This is a genomic window from Streptomyces sp. NBC_00207 (assembly GCF_045160965.1).
Lineage (GTDB): Bacteria > Actinomycetota > Actinomycetes > Streptomycetales > Streptomycetaceae > Streptomyces.
In genome coordinates this window covers 9,047,788-9,063,032 of record NZ_CP130715.1, presented here as the reverse complement: position 1 = coordinate 9,063,032, position 15,245 = coordinate 9,047,788, and the positions used below count along the sequence as shown (strand labels likewise).

Here is a 15,245-nt window from a genome sequence, read left to right as displayed (position 1 = left end):
CGGCGCCAACTCTTGACTCCGCACGGCCCACTCGAAAGATGCCCCAGACAACTGTCCTGTCCGACAGGTGAGTTACCAACAGGAAGTGATGGAACGTCGCACAGAGTTGCGGTACCTTCCTTCACGTCGCCGCCACACCCGGGGCACAGGGCCCCATGGGACTTGCGGCGCAAAGGACCCGACACCTGTTGACGACAGCGACCGAAGTCTTCACAGTCCGGCCGTACACCCCGCATTGCCAGGTGATCAGCACCGAAGGCGACCATGCCGTCATAGGCATCTCTCCGGGGAACAGCTATTTCTCCGCCCAGCGCGTTCTGGACCTCGCCCAATGGGGGATGCGCAACTTCGAGCAGGTCGACCTCATCTACACCGACCTGCACGTGGCAGAGATGTACGAGGCCCTCGGCTACGGCGAGGACGAGGCCCGACGCAAGGCGGTCAAGAATCTGCGTGGCGTTCGCGCCAAGGTGAACAACGCCGCCGCAGAAGCCGACCCCACCGGCACCCGCCTGCGCGCCCGGCCGATGTCCTCCCTCACCGACATCCCGGCCTACCGCGCTCTCCACAACCACCTGAACAGCCTGCTCGACAACGACCCGGAGTTCCGCAAGACCTGCAACTCCCTGGTCGACTCATTCCTCTCCTCCAAGGTCCTGGACGGGAAGTCCGCCACGACCCGGCAGCGCGAGGTGTGCCTCGAGTACGTCTGTGCCGAGGCGCCGCTCTTCCTCGACACGCCGGCCATCCTCGGCGTGCCGTCTTCGCTCAACTGCTACCACCAGCTCCTGCCGATGGCCGAACTGCTCTACTCCCGCGGTTCGGGCCTGCGCGCCTCGCGCAACCAGGGCCACGCCATCATCACGCCCGCCGAAGGACACCCCGATGCCCACTGACACCCTGCTCGACTTCCCGTTCTCCGCGCGCGGCGACCAGCTCCCCCGTGAGATCGAAGAGCTCCGCAACGAGCCCGTGAAGCGGGTCCGCACGATAGCCGGTGACGAAGCCTGGCTCGTCTCCTCCTATGAACTGTGCAAGATGGTCCTGGAGGACCCCCGGTTCAGCCTCAAGGACACGTCGGCTCCCGGCGTGCCCCGCCAGTACGCCCTGACGATCCCGCCCGAGGTCGTCAACAACATGGGCAACATCACCGGAGCCGGCCTGCGCAAGGCCGTCCTCAAAGCGATCAACCCCAAGACCGACGGCCTCGTCGACTGGATGCGCGCCGAGGCCAATGCCCTCGTCGACAGCCTGCTGACCTACGGTGCGCCGGTCGACCTGCGCGGCCAGTTCGCCAACCCGTACGCGGAGCGCCTCCACTGCCGGATCCTCGGCATCCCGGAGACCGACGCCCCGCGCCTGGCCGCCAGCCTCGACATCGCCTTCATGAACTCGGCCTGCCCCGTCACCGGTGCCAAGCTCAACTGGGACCGGGACATGGCCTACATGGTCGAGCGCCTGGACGACCCCGCCACCACCGGGCTCATCTCCGAACTCGCCGCCCTGCGCAACGACCCGGACTACGCCCACCTGACGGACGAGATGCTGGCCACGGTCGGCGTCACGCTCTTCGGTGCCGGCGTCATCTCCACCATGGGCTTCCTGACGATGGCACTCGTCTCCCTCATCCAGCACCCCGAGGTGTGGGAGCAGTTGCGCGAGGCGCCGGAGAAGATCCCCGCCGCCGTGGACGAACTCCTGCGCGTCAACCTCTCCATCGCCGACGGGCTGCCCCGCCTCGCCCTGGAGGACGTCACCGTCGGCGACGTCGAGGTGAAGAAGGGCGAGCTGATGCTCGTCCTGGTCGAGGCCGCCAACACCGACCCGGCCGTGTACCCGGACCCGCACCTCGTCGACATCGACCGGGCGAACGCCGGCACCCACCTCTCCTTCGGCGGCGGCCAGCACTACTGCCCCGCCACCGCCCTCGGCAAGCGGCACACCGAGATCGCCATCGAGGTCCTGCTGGAGAAGATGCCCAACCTCCAGCTCGCCGTCCCCGTCGACCAGTTGGTCTGGCGGACCCGCTTCATGAAGCGCCTGCCGGAGCGCCTGCCCGTGCTCTGGTAACCACCGGGCGCGTACGCACGTACGACGACCGCCCCGGCCGGAACATCCGGCCGGGGCGGTTCCCGTAGCGGCACGCCTGCGACGCCCGCGAGGTGTCAGGCGCCGACGTAGGCCGCGAGGTGCTCGCCGGTGAGCGTGGAGCGCTTGGCCACGAGGTCGGCGGGAGTGCCCTCGAAGACGACCTTTCCGCCGTCGTGGCCGGCGCCGGGACCGAGGTCGATGATCCAGTCGGCGTGCGCCATGACCGCCTGGTGGTGCTCGATCACGATCACCGACTTGCCCGAGTCGACGAGCCGGTCGAGCAGGCCCAGCAGGTGCTCCACGTCGGCGAGGTGGAGGCCGGTCGTCGGCTCGTCGAGGACGTAGACGCCGCCCTTCTCCGACATGTGGGTGGCCAGCTTGAGCCGCTGCCGCTCGCCGCCGGACAGCGTGGTGAGCGGCTGGCCGAGGGTGAGGTACCCGAGGCCCACGTCGGCGAGCCGGTCCAGGATCTTGTGCGCGGCCGGCGTGTGCGCCTCGCCGGCGCCGAAGAACTCCTCGGCCTCGTCGACGGACATCGCGAGGACCTCGCTGATGTCACGCCCGCCGAGCCGGTACTCGAGCACCTCGGCCTGGAACCGCTTCCCCTCGCAGTCCTCACAGGGGGTGGCGACGCCCGCCATCATGGCCAGGTCGGTGTAGATGACCCCGGCGCCGTTGCACGTCGGGCAGGCGCCCTCGGAGTTGGCGCTGAACAGCGCCGGCTTCACGCCGTTGACCTTGGCGAACGCCTTGCGGATCGGGTCGAGCAGTCCGGTGTAGGTGGCCGGGTTGCTGCGCCTGGAGCCGCGGATCGGCGCCTGGTCGACCGACACCACCTGCTCGCGCGCCGGAATCGACCCGTGGACGAGGGAGCTCTTCCCGGAGCCGGCGACCCCCGTGATGACGACCAGCGCCCCGAGCGGGATGTCGACGTCGACGTCCCGCAGGTTGTTCGCCGTCGCGCCGCGGATCTCCAGGACGCCGGCGGGCTCGCGCACCGTCTCCTTGAGGGTGGCCCGGTCGTCGAGATGGCGGCCGGTGATCGTGCCGCCGGCCCGCAGGTCCTCGACGGTGCCCTCGAAGCAGACGGTGCCGCCCGCCGTCCCGGCCCCGGGGCCGAGGTCGACGACGTGGTCGGCGATCGCGATCGCCTCGGGCTTGTGCTCCACCACGAGCACCGTGTTGCCCTTGTCGCGCAGCCGCAGCAACAGGTCGTTCATCCGCTGGATGTCATGGGGGTGCAGGCCGATGGTGGGCTCGTCGAAGACGTAGGTGACGTCGGTGAGGGCGGAGCCGAGGTGGCGGATCATCTTCACGCGCTGCGCCTCGCCGCCCGACAGCGATCCCGCGGACCGGTCGAGGGCGAGGTAGCCGAGGCCGATCTCGACGAAGGAGTCGAGGGACTGCTGCAGCGCGGCGAGCAGCGGCGCCACCGAGGGCTCCTTGAGGCCGCGGACCCATTCGGCGAGGTCCCTGATCTCCATCGCGCACGCGTCGGCGATGCTGATCCGCTTGATCTTCGACGACCGGGCCCCCTCGCTGAGCCGGGTGCCGTCGCACTCGGGGCAGGTGGTGAAGGTGACAGCCCGCTCCACGAACGCCCGGATGTGCGGCTGCATCGCCTCCTTGTCCTTGGACAGGAAGGACTTCTGGATCTTCGGGATCAGGCCCTCGTAGGTGAGGTTGACGCCGTTGACCTTCACCTTGGTCGGCTCGCGGTAGAGGAAGTCCTGCATCTCCTTCTTGGTGTACCGGCGGATCGGCTTGTTCGGGTCGAGGAATCCCGACTCGGCGTAGATCCCCACGGTCCACACGTTGTCCGACTTCCAGCCGGGGATGGTGAACGCGCCCTCGGCGATGGACTTGGAGTCGTCGTAGAGCTGGGTGAGGTCGATGTCCGAGACCTTGCCGCGGCCCTCGCAGTGCGTGCACATGCCGCCGGTGCGGTTGTAGGTCGCCTTCACCGTCCTGGTCTTGGCGGCGCCGCGTTCGACGGTGATCCCCCCGCTCGCCCGGACCGTGGCGGTGTTGAAGGAGTACGCGCTGGGCGGGCCGATGTGCGGCTTCCCGAGCCGGCTGAAGAGGATGCGCAGCATCGCGTTGGCATCGGTGGCGGTGCCGACCGTGGAGCGGGGGTCGGCGCCCATCCGCTGCTGGTCGACGGTGATCACGGTCGTCAGACCGTCGAGGACGTCGACCTCGGGGCGGGCGAGCGTCGGCATGAAGCCCTGGACGAAGCTGCTGTACGTCTCGTTGATCAGCCGCTGGGACTCGGCGGCGATCGTGTTGAAGACCAGCGAGCTCTTGCCCGAGCCGGAGACCCCGGTGAACACCGTCAGCCGGCGCTTCGGGATCTCGATGCTGACGTCCTTGAGGTTGTTCTCGCGCGCGCCGTGCACGCGGATCACGTCGTGGCTGTCGGCACCGTGCGGCGCGGAAGGCCGCGCCCCCGTCCCCGTCCCCGTGGCCTTGCTCATCGTGTCTCCGTCGTTCGGGCGGGGACCGCGTGTGCGGTCCCCGTCGGTTTCGCTGGTCCGGACTCTGCTGCGGTCTTTACCGCTTCGGCTGGTTGAAGCGGAGCATGTTGCCGGCCGGGTCGCGGAAGGCGCAGTCGCGGACGCCGTACGGCTGGTCGATCGGCTCCTGCAACACCTCCCCGCCGGCTGCCTGGATGCGCTCGAAAGTCGCGTCGACGTCGTCGGTGGAGAAGATCACCCCGCGCAGCATGCCCTTGGCGAGCAGCTCCGCCATCTGCTGCTTGTCCGTCGGGGAGGCGTTGGGGTTGGCGAGCGGGGGTTCGAGGACGATCTCCACGTCGGGCTGCTCGGGTGAGCCGACGGTCACCCAGCGCATCCCCTCGAACCCGACGTCGTTGCGTACCTCCATGCCGAGGACGTCGCGGTAGAACGCGAGCGCCTTGTCGTGGTCGTCGACTGCGATGAAGCACTGTGAGAGCTTGATGGTCATGCCTCCGACGCTACGAGGCGGTGGCCGATTCCGCTTCTCCGTTCCTGATCGGTCGCGTATGAATTTTCGCGATGCACGCCGGGATCGCCGCGCCGGCCTCGTGGCGGCGGGCCCGGTACGCACTCGGGGTCTCGCCGACGAGCTCGGTGAAGCGCGAGCTGAACGACCCGAGCGAGGTGCATCCGACCTCGAAGCAGACCTCCGTGACGCTGAGGTCACCCCGCCGGAGCAGCGCCTTCGCCCGCTCGACGCGGCGGGTCATGAGGTAGCTGTACGGGGTCTCCCCGAAGGCGGCGCGGAAGCTGCGGGAGAAGTGCCCGGGTGACATGAGGGCGACGTTGGCCAGCGCCGGAACGTCCAGCGGCTGCGCGTAGTCGCGGTCCATCGTGTCCCGCGCGCGACGCAGGCGTACCAGGTCCTCCAGGGTCATGGACCCAGCATCGCACGGGCGGGGCGGGGGCGTCGGCCACCTGTGCGAACCCGGTCCGACGGCTGAGAACAAGCGTTCAGGAGCGCAGCTGCGCTACAGCCCGTCCTGCCGGGCCGCCTGGGGCCGGTTCAAGATCAACGTGCCCTCCGGCTCCCGCATGGAGGTCAAGAACAGCCAGGGCAGGAAGTACACGGACCAACGGCAGCGGCAGGTTCTACAGCGTCGTGATCAACGACGAGGACGTGAAGGCGTGGGCCTGCGGCATCCGGCCCTCCGGGTTCGGCGGCACCAACACCGCGTGCACGGGCGATTACCGAGGGGAAGGTGAGGCATGGCCGGGTATCCGTCCATGAACCTCTCCTCCTGAGGGCGGGACCGGCCGACGGTGCCCCACCCCGGCGACGTCGTTCGCCGGGGTGGGGCACCGTCCCTTTCGCCGCACACCGCTGACCGCTCACCGCGCCTTGAGGCTCCGGCTCACAGCCAGCCGGCCTGCGCCGCCCGCAGCCCGGCCTCGAAGCGGCTGCGCGCACCGAGCCTTTCCATGATCGATGCCATGCTGCGGCGGACGGTGCTCAGGGACACCCCCAGCCGCCCGGCGGCCGTCTCGTCGGTGAGCCCCTTGGCCAGCAGGGTGAGCAGTTCCCGTTCCTGCGCGGTGAGCCCGGTGCCCTCGTCCCTGGCCTGCTGTGCGCCGAGCGGCAGCGCGACGGCCCACACCTGCTCGAAGAGCGTCGACAGCGCGGTCATGGCCCCGGCCGCGTGGAGGAGGACGGCGCCGCGGCGCGTGTCCGACGGGTCCAGCGGGACCAGCGCGCTGGCGCCGTCGATGAGGATCATCCGCAGCGGCAGGCTGGGAACCGTGCGCACCTCGCCCCCGGACTCGGTCAGCCAGCGTGCGTACTCCAGCGTCGGTGCGCTGTTGCGGACGCTGTCCAGGCAGACCGTCCGGACCTCCACCCCGCGGAGCAGGATCTGGGCGTCGTTGTGCCGCGCCGCCTCGATGGACGCCGGGGAGTGGCCGCCGCCCGGCATGAACGTGCAGACCGAGGTGGTGGCCTTGTTGGCGATCTGCTCCAGCCGGCTCTGGATCGCGTCCATGCCGATGAGGCGCTCGCTGTCCGTCTCTTCGCCCCCGCCTTCGCCCGCGAACCCGGTCCCGGGCTCGGCGAGGTCGGCGATCATGCGGGTGACCGCGACGTGGGTCTCGTCCAGTTCCCGTCGGCGCTGCTCGAGTTCGTCCTGCTGGCGGCGGAGCAGCAGGTGCAGTCCCAGTTCGGGGTGGATCGCGCGCCATCCTCCGGGCCGGTCCGCCGACCTGCGCAGCAGGGAGAGCTCGGCGAGTCTGTCCAGCGCGTCCCGCACGTGCTGTTCCCCAAGTCCGAGCCGCTCGGCCATCTGCCCGACGCCCCAGCCTTCGGGGCGCGCGGCCAGCAGCCTGTAGACGGCCTCGGTCGATGTGTCGAGTCCCAGTGCGGACAGCATCCCGGTGCTCCTACCCACGTCAACAGCGTCTTTTCCAGCGCACAGCAGCATGGGGGGAGTCAGCGGCGGCGGTCTTGTAGGAATCGGAGTTCAGGCCGTATCCGGGAGCAGCAGGCTGGTCACCCGGCCCGCCACCCGGTCCAGCGCCGAGCCGGGCGGCAGGCCGCCCCGGCGGGCCGCGAACCGGGAGGGGGTGAGTCCCGTCATCGCCTTGAACTCGCGGATGCAGTGGGCCTGGTCGTGGAAGCCGCCGAAGGCCGCCACTTCGGCCCCGTCCAGGCCTAGCGACTGGAGGCGCAGCGCCCGCTGGAGCCGGGCGACCCTGGCCACGGCCTTCGGCGCCAGCCCCACCTGCTGCCCGAAGCGGTCGCGCAGGTGGCGGGAGCTCCAGCCGACCTCGCCGGCGATGCTGCTGAGGGCCTCCGGCCGGCTGTCGGCCCACAACCGGCGCAGGGCCTCGCGGACTTCGGGCGAGACGGTGCCGCCCCGGTCTGCGCCGCAGGAGAGGAACACGGCGTCGAGGAGGGCGAACCGGTCGGCCCAGGACTCGGTCTGCTGCAACTGCTCGACGAGGTGGGCGGCGGTCCGGCCGAGCAGGTCGGACAGGTCGACGAAAGCCTCCGTGAAGTACCGCATGGGTATCCCGAAGGTCCGGTAGGCGCCGAGCGCGGAGAAGGTGACCTCGATGCCGTGGAGGCCTCCGGGGTGCTCGCCGCGCGTCGCGGTGGTGCGCAGTCCGGAGAGGAAGGACGAGGCGCCCTGTGCAGGTCCGCCGGCGGTGAGGCTCAGGCCGCCCGCGAGGGCGATGACCACCGTCACCACGCCGTCGGGGACTTCGAGCCGGGTCCGGGGACGGCCTTCCGGCAGGCGGTAGCCGTGGTACGCGATGATCTGTCCCCGCAGGGCCGCCGCAGGGCGCGACCTGACGCTCTCGGCGCCTCCGGCAGCGGGTTCCGGAGCGCGAACGATCAAGACCATGCCTACCCCCCGTATAGGGCGCCTTCGGTCCGGACGGCCACCAGAATGCATCAGCCCGGGGGCAATCCACAGGCGGGTCTCGGCACAATGCCGGGCGGACGGGGCAATTGGCCGGTTCCGAGCGGTGACACCAAGCGCTCCGGAGTACTTGCTCTCACGCATCCCCCCTTCCACCGGTCCCTGCCGGGCGGAAGGCTGTTCACCGGGAACACGGCGGGCCGCCGGAAGGGACACGATCCGAGGCCCCGGGTCATTCCGCACTTCAGAATCGAGGTAATCCCATGATCTGGGACTGAACCGGCCCGACTCATCGACGAATTGCCCGGGAACCCGAGGGGAATGGCAGCACCGTGAGATTTTCCGTGAACCCCGGCCGAGCAGAACGCCCTGCTGGAACAGATCGACCTGCTCTGTGCTCGGTCGGCCGCGGCCGGCTCCCACACCCCCTGCGGCAGCCCGCCGCCGTCCCCCGTCCAACGGCAGGTGCGGGTGCTCATGGCCGGCGGGGCCAAGGACGGGACGATCGCCCGCCGGCTGAACCTGAGCGAACGCTCCGTACGCCGTCAGGTGGAGGCACTGGCCCAGCGGTCCGGCGCGAGCAATCGGTTCACCCTGGCGCTCGCCGCGATCAGGATCGGCTGGCTGCCCGCCGGCCGCCGAGCGTCTCCACGGTCCGGAGCCGGCCCGCCGCCGGTTCCGGACCACACCCTTCCGCTGTCCGGTACCGGTCTGCTGTCCCGTCAGGCCTGGGCAAGGCGGGCCCCCGGTGCTGAAGTGGGTGTCACCGACCGACCGGCCGGCCGCGCCGCGGATCGCCGCGAGCGGCCCCGGACTCCATGACACCGATGCGAACAAGGGGAAGCCTCATGGGCAGCCGAGTCCGAAGCACCGTCGCCACCAGCCTCGTCGGCGCCACCGCCGCCCTCGTCGCCCTGCTCGTGCCCGGCACCGCCCACGCCGCCCCGGCCAAGCTCAGCCACGCGTCGGCCGTGAGCAAGCTGAACGCGACCGGCGGGATAGGCCTGTCCTCGAGCGGCGGCTGCAGCAACCGGAACAACAGCACCTGCACCTCCCTGGAGCAGGTCAACGCCGCGAGCATCAGCGACGTCATCACCCTGCGCAAGGCGAGCGGATGCGCCCTCACCATCACCGGCGGCACCGAGGTGGGGCACGCGGCCGGCACCTACAGCCACTGGAACGGCTACAAGATCGACTTCAGCCCGACCAGCTGCGTCGGCAACTACGTCACGGGCAGCTTCACCCGGATCGCCAACCGCGGCGACGGCGCGGCCCGCTACCGCTCCGCCGCGGGCAACGTCTACGCCCGGGAGAGCAATCACTGGGACGTCACCTTCTGCGGGGGCAGCTCGGCCTGCACCTCGGCGGCCAGCTCCTGAGCGGCGCACGGCGGCCGGGCGGGGGCGCCGCCGGAGCGCCCGCCCGGCCCCGTTCCGCCGCACGACGGGCCCCGGCCCTCCGCACGACGGGATCCCGTTCCGCCGCACGACCGGCGGCGAGGCGACCCGGTGGCGGCGCAGGTCACGCCACGTGGTCGCGGTCGAAGGCCTCAGCGCGCGCCGTGCGCTTCCGCCAGCACCTCCCGGATCACGTGCCGGGCATTGTGCGCCATCGCCCGGTTGGTGCTCCGGTAGTACGGCAGCGCGATCAGCGCCTGCGAGAGCGTCCGGCCCCGGCCCCGTCTCCAGGTCGCGTCGTCCGCGCCGAGCGCCTCGCGGAAGACCTCCCGCGCACCGGCCGGCAGCAGGTTCCACGCCGGGAACAGGTCGCACGCCGGGTCGCCCACCCCCGTGCACCCGAAGTCGATCACCGAGGTCAGCCTGCCGCCGTGCACGAGCAGGTTGCCGGGCGTCAGATCGGCGTGCAGCCACACCGGCGGCCCGTCCCATGCCGGGGCCCGCAGCGCGTCCTCCCATACGGCGGCGGCCGCATCGCAGTCGACGCCCTCCTGCGGGATCCCGCGCAGTTCCTCGATCGCCGCCCGGGTGGCCCCGTCGAGCGAGGCGACCGGCCCGCCGCGGTAGGCCCGTGGCGCGCCCGGCAGGGTGATGTCCCGCATCGCCGCCACGAACCCGGCCAGGTCCCGGGCCAGCGCCGCGGGTTCGCCCAGCGCGCCCGCCTCCGGGTTCTCGCCCGCCAGCCACCCGTACACCGACCACCGCCACGGATACCCCTCGGCGGGCTCCCCGGCCCCGAGCACCCGGGGAACGGCCGTGGGCAGCCGGGGTGCGAGGCGCGGCAACCACTCCCGTTCCAGGGACACGTCCCCGGCTCCGCCCTCGAGCAGGGGCAGCCGTACGACCATGTCCTCGCCCAGCCGGTACATGGCGTTGACCGTGCCGCCGGAGGGGTACCTCTCCACCGGTATCCCCGCCCACTGCGGGAACTGCCCGGCGACCAGCCGCCGTACGAGGTCGTCGCCGACGGGGTGCTGACCGGGATGCATCTGTCCTGTGATCACGTCCGCCATCCGATCACCGGGGCGCGCCGGGGCCAAGCGGTTTATCCCGGACGGTGGCGCCGTTGCCCGGAGGGGGTCTTGATCGTTCGATTGCCGACGGGATGTCCGGGGCGGTCATCGGCAGGTACGTACGTCGACAGGTGAGGCGAGTGGTCGGAATGCGAGTTGCGCGCAGGACCGTGCTGCAGGCGGCTTCGGCGGGAGCCGCGGCGGCGCTGCTCGGCCGTTCCCCCGCGGCCGGTGCCCAGGACGTCCCGGCGGGTGCCCAGGATGTCCCGGCCGTTGCCCGGGACTCCGCGGCCGGGGCGGCGCCGGTCGCGCTGCGGTTCACCCGTGCGACCAACGGGGCCGCGACCGCCACGGCCGGCGGGGACCGGGTCGTCGCCGAGGTGCAGAACGTCCTGTGGTCGCTGCCCCCGGACGGCGGGCCCGCGACGCAGCTCACCCCGCCCGATCTGGAGCCCGGGCGTCCGGTGTTCTCCCCCGACGGCCGGCAGGTGGCGATGAGCGCCTACCGCGGGGGCGCCTTCCACCTCTGGGTGATGAACGCGGACGGCTCCGGTCTGCGCCGGCTCACCGACGGTCCCTTCGACCACCGCGCGCCGGCCTGGTCGCCCGACGGCCGCACCCTCGCCTGCTGTTCCGAACGCGGCGGTGATCCGGTGGCCGGCAGCCCGTACCGGATCTGGGCCGTCCCGGTCACGGGCGGCCGCCCGCGCCGCCTGACGGGCCTGCCCGGACAGGAGGGCCCCGGCCAGGACGGGGAGTGGGAGGACTTCGACCCCGTCTGGTCGCCGGACGGCTCCCGCGTGCTGTTCGTCCGGGCCACCCTGACCGCGGGCACGCCGGCCGGGGACACGCTGACCGCCCGGACCATCGCCTCCGTCGCCGCCGGCCCCGGCGACGGCCCGGGCACCGTACGGATCGAACACACCGTCACCGACGGCCGGCTGCTGGCCCCCGCGCTCTCCCCCGCCGGCCGCACCGCCTGGCTGTCCGCGGCCCCCGGCCCCCGCAAGGCCGAGACGCTGAGCCTGTTCGCCGACGGCCGTCAGGTCCCCCTCGACGGCGACCTCGCGCCCGCTCCCCCGCGCTGGATCGGCGACGACCGGCTGCTGATCACCCTCGACGGCCGGTTCAGGATCATCCGCCCGCACCGGGACGGCGACGACGGCCAGGAGATCCCCCTCGACGCCACGCTCAGCGTCACGCGCCCCCGCTACCGGGTCAAGGAGTACGTCCTGGAGGCCGAGCAGAGCCGCCCGGTCCGGGGCATCCACCTGCCCGCCCTGTCCCCCGACGGCCGCAGCGTGGCCTTCGCCGCACTGAACGCGCTGTGGATCGCTCCCGTCGCGGGCGGGGCGCCGCGCAAGGTCGTCCAGGCCCCCGCCACGGCCTACGTCCAGGGGCCCGTGTGGAGCCCGGACGGCCGGTCCCTGGTCTACACCGACGACCGCGACGGGCTGAACACCGTGCGCCGCCGGGAGCTCGACGGCGGCCGGGAGAGCGTGCTCGCGCCGGGCGGCCGCGTCTACGGGTCGCTCTCCCCGGACGGCAGGCGGCTCGCCGCGCTGGACCTGGCCGGGCGGCTCCTCGTACGCGATCTCGCGACCGGGACGGAGACCCCGCCGGTCCCGGCCCTGGGCGGCGGCGGACTGCCCGGCCCGCCCAGCTGGTCGCCCGACGGCCGCCACCTCGCCCTGTGCGACCGCAACCGGCTCAGCCGGCGCTTCCGCGAGGGCTACAACCTCATCCGGATCGTCGACACCGCCACCGGCGCCGCCCGCCTCCACGCGCTCGCCCCGCACGCCTCACTCGCGGACCGCTACGCCTCCGGACCCGTCTGGTCACCCGACGGCCGCTTCCTCGCCTGCGTCAGCGAGTCGGCCCTGTGGCTGCTGCCCGTCAGGCCGGACGGCACGCCCACCGGCCCGGCCCGCCGCCTGACCGACGAGCCCGCCGACCACCCGTCCTGGTCGGCGGATTCGCGCACGCTGCTCTACCAGTCCTGCGCCCGGCTGCGCCTGCTCGCCCTCGACGGCTCCGGCGCGCCCGCCGGGCCCGCCCGCACCGTGCCCGTCTCCCTCTCCTACCGGCGCCCCGCACCCGTCGACACCGTCGTGCACGCGGGGCTGTTGTGGGACGCCACCGGCTCGCCGCCCCGGGCCGACGTCGACGTCCTCGTCAGCGGCGGCCGGATCACCGCCGTCGAGCCGCACCGGCCGGGCCGCCGCGCCGCCCGCACCGTGGACGCCTCCAACGGCACGGTCCTGCCGGGTCTGTGGGACTCGCACGTCCATCCGTACCCCTACACGTACGGGGCGCGCCAGGGTGCGCTGCACCTCGCGTACGGCGTCACCACCGTGGTCTCGCTGGGCGGTTCGGCGTACGAGCAGGCCCGGCTGCGCGAGGACATCCGGGCCGGGCTGCTCGCCGCGCCGCGGATGCTGGCCGGCGGGGAGCTCCTCGACGGCTCCCGGGTCGCCTACAGCATGGGGCGTGCGCATCGCACCCGTGCGGGATTCGCCCGCTCCCTGGCCCGGGCCGAGGCGCTGGACTGGGACTTCGTCAAGACGTACGTACGCGCCCCCTACGAGCTGATGGCCGAGGCGGCCCGGTTCGCCCACGACCGCCTCGGCGTCCTGGCCGGCTCCCACCTGTGCGCCCCTGGCATCCAGGCCGGCCAGGACCTGACCACGCACCTGGTGGCGACCGAGCGCGCGGAGTACGGCCACGGGGCGACCCCGCGGGGCCACACGTACCAGGACACCGTGGAGGTGTACGCGCGCGGCGGTTTCGACCTCATCGCCACCCCCTTCACCGCGCTGCCGCTGCTCGGCGCCGATCCGGCGCTCGCCGCCGATCCCCGGGTGACGGCCCTGATGCCGCCCTGGGACGTGGAGGCCGTCCGGGCCGCGGCCGCGACGGCGCCGAGCGCGGAGCAGAGCGCCGTCCTGGAGCGGGAGGTGGGCGTCTACCGGCGTGTCGTCGAAGGGGGCGGCCGTCTCGTACTGGGCACGGACGCGCCGCTCACCCCCGTCGGGCTCCACCTGCACCTCGCCCTGCGCGCCCTGCACCGGTACGGGATGTCGCCGGCGGAGGCCCTGACGACCGTGACCCGGACCCCGGCCCGGGTCTTCGGCGTCGCGGACCGGCTCGGCACGGTCGAGCCGGGCAGGATCGCCGACCTCACCCTCGTCGACGGCGATCCCTTCAGCGACTTCGCGGACCTGGTCCGCGTACGGGCCACGGTCCGGGGCGGTGTCCTGCGTGAACGCCCCGCCCTGGAGCGCGCCTTCGGCCGTTCCGGCGCGACGCCGGACGCGGCCCCCGGGGACTGGCGGGCCGTGCTGCAGCAGATGCTCCGGGACGGCTGCTGCACTGCCCCGGAGGACGCCCACTGAGGACGCCCACTGAGGTCGGCGCCATGCGCCGTCGGCCTCGCGGTCAGGGCTGGTCGAACCAGGCGAAGGCGGCGATCCGCCAGCCCTGCGCGGTCCGGACGAACTGGATGGTCTTGGTCCCGCCGCCCTCGAACGGCTCGCCGTCCAGGATCCCGGACTTGCGGTACTCGCCGAACCGCGACGCGATGTCGCCCGCGATCTCGGTCCGTTCCGAGGTCTCCCACTCGGAGAACTCGGCCAGCCGGCCGCCGGACAGCAGCAGCCGGCGCGGCTCGATGAACTCGTCCACGGTGTAGGAGGTGAGGTCCGGGCCGGTCTTCACGATCACTCCGCCCGGCAGCATCAGCCGGCGGATCCGTCCCACGTCGGCGGTCTTGCCACTGCGGTTGTCGAAGGCGCCGAAGAACTCGGCGGTCACCACGTCTATCTCGGCCTTGGACATGGCGCGACAGTAACACCCGTGCGGGCTGGGGGACATCGCTCCGCTTCAGGTCGAAGAACAGCTCCGGCCGGCGTGCCGGTCCTCCCGCGCCGGCGGTCGGTGACGCTCATGGCCCGGCTCCCGTCCACGGGACGTCCGTCCGGTCAGGCCACCAGCGCACTGGTGATCACCAGGGGCGGCCTCTCCCGCTCCGCCTGCCACGCCCGGCCCGCCGCGAGGTCCGGGTCGGCGACGGTGAGCGCCTCGTCCACGGTGGGCCGGTGCTGGACGACGTCCCGGAAGCCGGCGCGCTCCAGCAGGCCCGGGTAGTAGCCGACGGGCCACGCATGGTTGCGCATCTCCTGCCAGGATCCGTCCGTGCGCCGCAGCCGCACCGTCAGCTCGTCGCCCGGCCCGTACACCTCCCCCGGTTCGCCGACCCGCAGCGAGGCGTACTCCGTACCGTTGCAGGCGGGGTCGGTGCTCAGCAGCACCAAGGGGGCGTCCGGCCGCAGCAGGCGGCGGATCTCGGTGAAGACGTCGAGCACCGCGTCCTCGGTCGGCAGCGACGCGAGCACGTGGTTGCACATGGCCGCGTCCGCGCAGCCGTCCGCGAGGCCGGTCACCCGGCCGTCCTCCACGAGGTGGTACTCCGCCACCGCGGTCGCCGAGGCGCGGGCGAGCGCCAGCATCTCCGGGGAGGTGTCCACCCCGATGACCCGCACCCCCAGCTGCCGGGCCGCGCGGTCGGCCACCCGGCCCGGCCCGCATCCGTAGTCCACCAGGACCGCGCCGGGTCCGATCCGGCGGGACAGGGCCCGGAAGACGAAGGGGTAACCGAGCAGCCAGTCCGTGGCCGCCTCCAGCGCCGCGAATGCCCGCGCGCCCTCACGTCCGGACCAGGCGGCGCCATCTGCGGCGCCGCGCTGCCCGGGTCCCTCCGACCAGTCGCTCACAGCCCCACTATCGACCCAGTACGGCCGCGCGGCA

13 protein-coding genes are annotated in these 15,245 nt (G+C 72.4%); 5 read left to right on the top strand and 8 right to left on the bottom strand.

Features of this window, described 5'->3' with window-relative positions; all coding sequences use genetic code 11:
- The first annotated feature begins 155 nt into the window (after positions 1 to 155).
- Both OG472_RS41870 and OG472_RS41865 read left to right on the top strand, forming a co-directional pair.
- Positions 156 to 896, top strand: coding sequence for a tRNA-dependent cyclodipeptide synthase (locus OG472_RS41870; RefSeq protein WP_365481541.1), 741 nt, complete (start codon positions 156 to 158; stop codon positions 894 to 896).
- Positions 886 to 2,070 (top strand): cytochrome P450, encoded by a 1,185-nt coding sequence (locus OG472_RS41865; protein WP_401611741.1) that lies wholly within the window; start codon positions 886 to 888, stop codon positions 2,068 to 2,070. Before OG472_RS41870 ends, OG472_RS41865 begins: the two co-directional genes overlap by 11 nt.
- Before the next feature lie 95 nt (positions 2,071 to 2,165).
- On the opposite strand, the gene OG472_RS41860 is transcribed toward OG472_RS41865, so the two are convergent.
- The 3 genes from OG472_RS41860 to OG472_RS41850 all read right to left on the bottom strand — a co-directional run bounded on the left by OG472_RS41860 (position 2,166) and on the right by OG472_RS41850 (position 5,488).
- On the bottom strand, positions 2,166 to 4,568 hold the full coding sequence (locus OG472_RS41860) for an ATP-binding cassette domain-containing protein (RefSeq protein ID WP_401611743.1): 2,403 nt from the start codon (positions 4,566 to 4,568) through the stop codon (positions 2,166 to 2,168).
- A gap of 76 nt (positions 4,569 to 4,644) precedes the next feature.
- Positions 4,645 to 5,058 (bottom strand): VOC family protein, encoded by a 414-nt coding sequence (locus OG472_RS41855; RefSeq protein ID WP_030711955.1) that lies wholly within the window; start codon positions 5,056 to 5,058, stop codon positions 4,645 to 4,647.
- A gap of 10 nt (positions 5,059 to 5,068) precedes the next feature.
- Positions 5,069 to 5,488 (bottom strand): helix-turn-helix domain-containing protein, encoded by a 420-nt coding sequence (locus tag OG472_RS41850; protein WP_401611747.1) that lies wholly within the window; start codon positions 5,486 to 5,488, stop codon positions 5,069 to 5,071.
- On the opposite strand from OG472_RS41850, the gene OG472_RS41845 reads away from it, so the two are divergent.
- A complete protein-coding gene (locus OG472_RS41845) occupies positions 5,487 to 5,816 on the top strand; it encodes a DUF2690 domain-containing protein (RefSeq protein ID WP_405943037.1) in 330 nt (109 codons plus the stop codon). The genes OG472_RS41850 and OG472_RS41845 overlap by 2 nt on opposite strands.
- Before the next feature lie 149 nt (positions 5,817 to 5,965).
- Here the strand turns inward: OG472_RS41845 and OG472_RS41840 are convergent, their stop codons facing one another.
- The gene (locus OG472_RS41840) at positions 5,966 to 6,973 is read right to left on the bottom strand and encodes a LuxR C-terminal-related transcriptional regulator (RefSeq protein ID WP_405943036.1); all 1,008 of its coding nucleotides are present in this window, start codon (positions 6,971 to 6,973) and stop codon (positions 5,966 to 5,968) included.
- Positions 6,974 to 7,063: 90 nt separating this feature from the next.
- Positions 7,064 to 7,951: a helix-turn-helix domain-containing protein gene (locus OG472_RS41835; RefSeq protein ID WP_401611753.1), complete on the bottom strand. Its 888-nt coding sequence runs from the start codon at positions 7,949 to 7,951 to the stop codon at positions 7,064 to 7,066.
- A gap of 845 nt (positions 7,952 to 8,796) precedes the next feature.
- Between OG472_RS41835 and OG472_RS41830 the strand changes: the two genes are divergently transcribed.
- Entirely contained in the window at positions 8,797 to 9,348 is a 552-nt protein-coding gene (locus OG472_RS41830) for a hypothetical protein (RefSeq protein WP_405834508.1), read from the top strand.
- A 170-nt stretch (positions 9,349 to 9,518) separates the two neighbouring features.
- On the opposite strand, the gene OG472_RS41825 is transcribed toward OG472_RS41830, so the two are convergent.
- The gene (locus OG472_RS41825; protein ID WP_405835027.1) at positions 9,519 to 10,415 is read right to left on the bottom strand and encodes an aminoglycoside phosphotransferase family protein; all 897 of its coding nucleotides are present in this window, start codon (positions 10,413 to 10,415) and stop codon (positions 9,519 to 9,521) included.
- 173 nt (positions 10,416 to 10,588) lie between these two features.
- Between OG472_RS41825 and OG472_RS41820 the strand changes: the two genes are divergently transcribed.
- Positions 10,589 to 13,834: an amidohydrolase family protein gene (locus tag OG472_RS41820; RefSeq protein ID WP_405943035.1), complete on the top strand. Its 3,246-nt coding sequence runs from the start codon at positions 10,589 to 10,591 to the stop codon at positions 13,832 to 13,834.
- Between the two features lie 43 nt (positions 13,835 to 13,877).
- Here OG472_RS41820 and OG472_RS41815 read toward each other — a convergent pair whose 3' ends face one another.
- Positions 13,878 to 14,276, bottom strand: a complete 399-nt coding sequence (locus OG472_RS41815) for a DUF4440 domain-containing protein (RefSeq protein WP_405943034.1) — start codon at positions 14,274 to 14,276, stop codon at positions 13,878 to 13,880.
- Between the two features lie 143 nt (positions 14,277 to 14,419).
- Entirely contained in the window at positions 14,420 to 15,211 is a 792-nt protein-coding gene (locus OG472_RS41810; protein WP_401611758.1) for a class I SAM-dependent methyltransferase, read from the bottom strand.
- Positions 15,212 to 15,245 lie beyond the last annotated feature (34 nt).

Coding starts and splice junctions, on each gene's coding strand:
- OG472_RS41825 (WP_405835027.1), bottom strand. CDS start 10,415: ATGCATCCCGGTCAGCACCCCGTCGGCGACGACCTCGTACGGCGGCTG.
- OG472_RS41840 (WP_405943036.1), bottom strand. CDS start 6,973: ATGCTGTCCGCACTGGGACTCGACACATCGACCGAGGCCGTCTACAGG.
- OG472_RS41820 (WP_405943035.1), top strand. CDS start 10,589: ATGCGAGTTGCGCGCAGGACCGTGCTGCAGGCGGCTTCGGCGGGAGCC.
- OG472_RS41830 (WP_405834508.1), top strand. CDS start 8,797: ATGCGAACAAGGGGAAGCCTCATGGGCAGCCGAGTCCGAAGCACCGTC.
- OG472_RS41835 (WP_401611753.1), bottom strand. CDS start 7,951: ATGGTCTTGATCGTTCGCGCTCCGGAACCCGCTGCCGGAGGCGCCGAG.
- OG472_RS41870 (WP_365481541.1), top strand. CDS start 156: ATGGGACTTGCGGCGCAAAGGACCCGACACCTGTTGACGACAGCGACC.
- OG472_RS41850 (WP_401611747.1), bottom strand. CDS start 5,488: ATGACCCTGGAGGACCTGGTACGCCTGCGTCGCGCGCGGGACACGATG.
- OG472_RS41860 (WP_401611743.1), bottom strand. CDS start 4,568: ATGAGCAAGGCCACGGGGACGGGGACGGGGGCGCGGCCTTCCGCGCCG.
- OG472_RS41865 (WP_401611741.1), top strand. CDS start 886: ATGCCCACTGACACCCTGCTCGACTTCCCGTTCTCCGCGCGCGGCGAC.
- OG472_RS41845 (WP_405943037.1), top strand. CDS start 5,487: ATGGACCCAGCATCGCACGGGCGGGGCGGGGGCGTCGGCCACCTGTGC.
- OG472_RS41815 (WP_405943034.1), bottom strand. CDS start 14,276: ATGTCCAAGGCCGAGATAGACGTGGTGACCGCCGAGTTCTTCGGCGCC.
- OG472_RS41855 (WP_030711955.1), bottom strand. CDS start 5,058: ATGACCATCAAGCTCTCACAGTGCTTCATCGCAGTCGACGACCACGAC.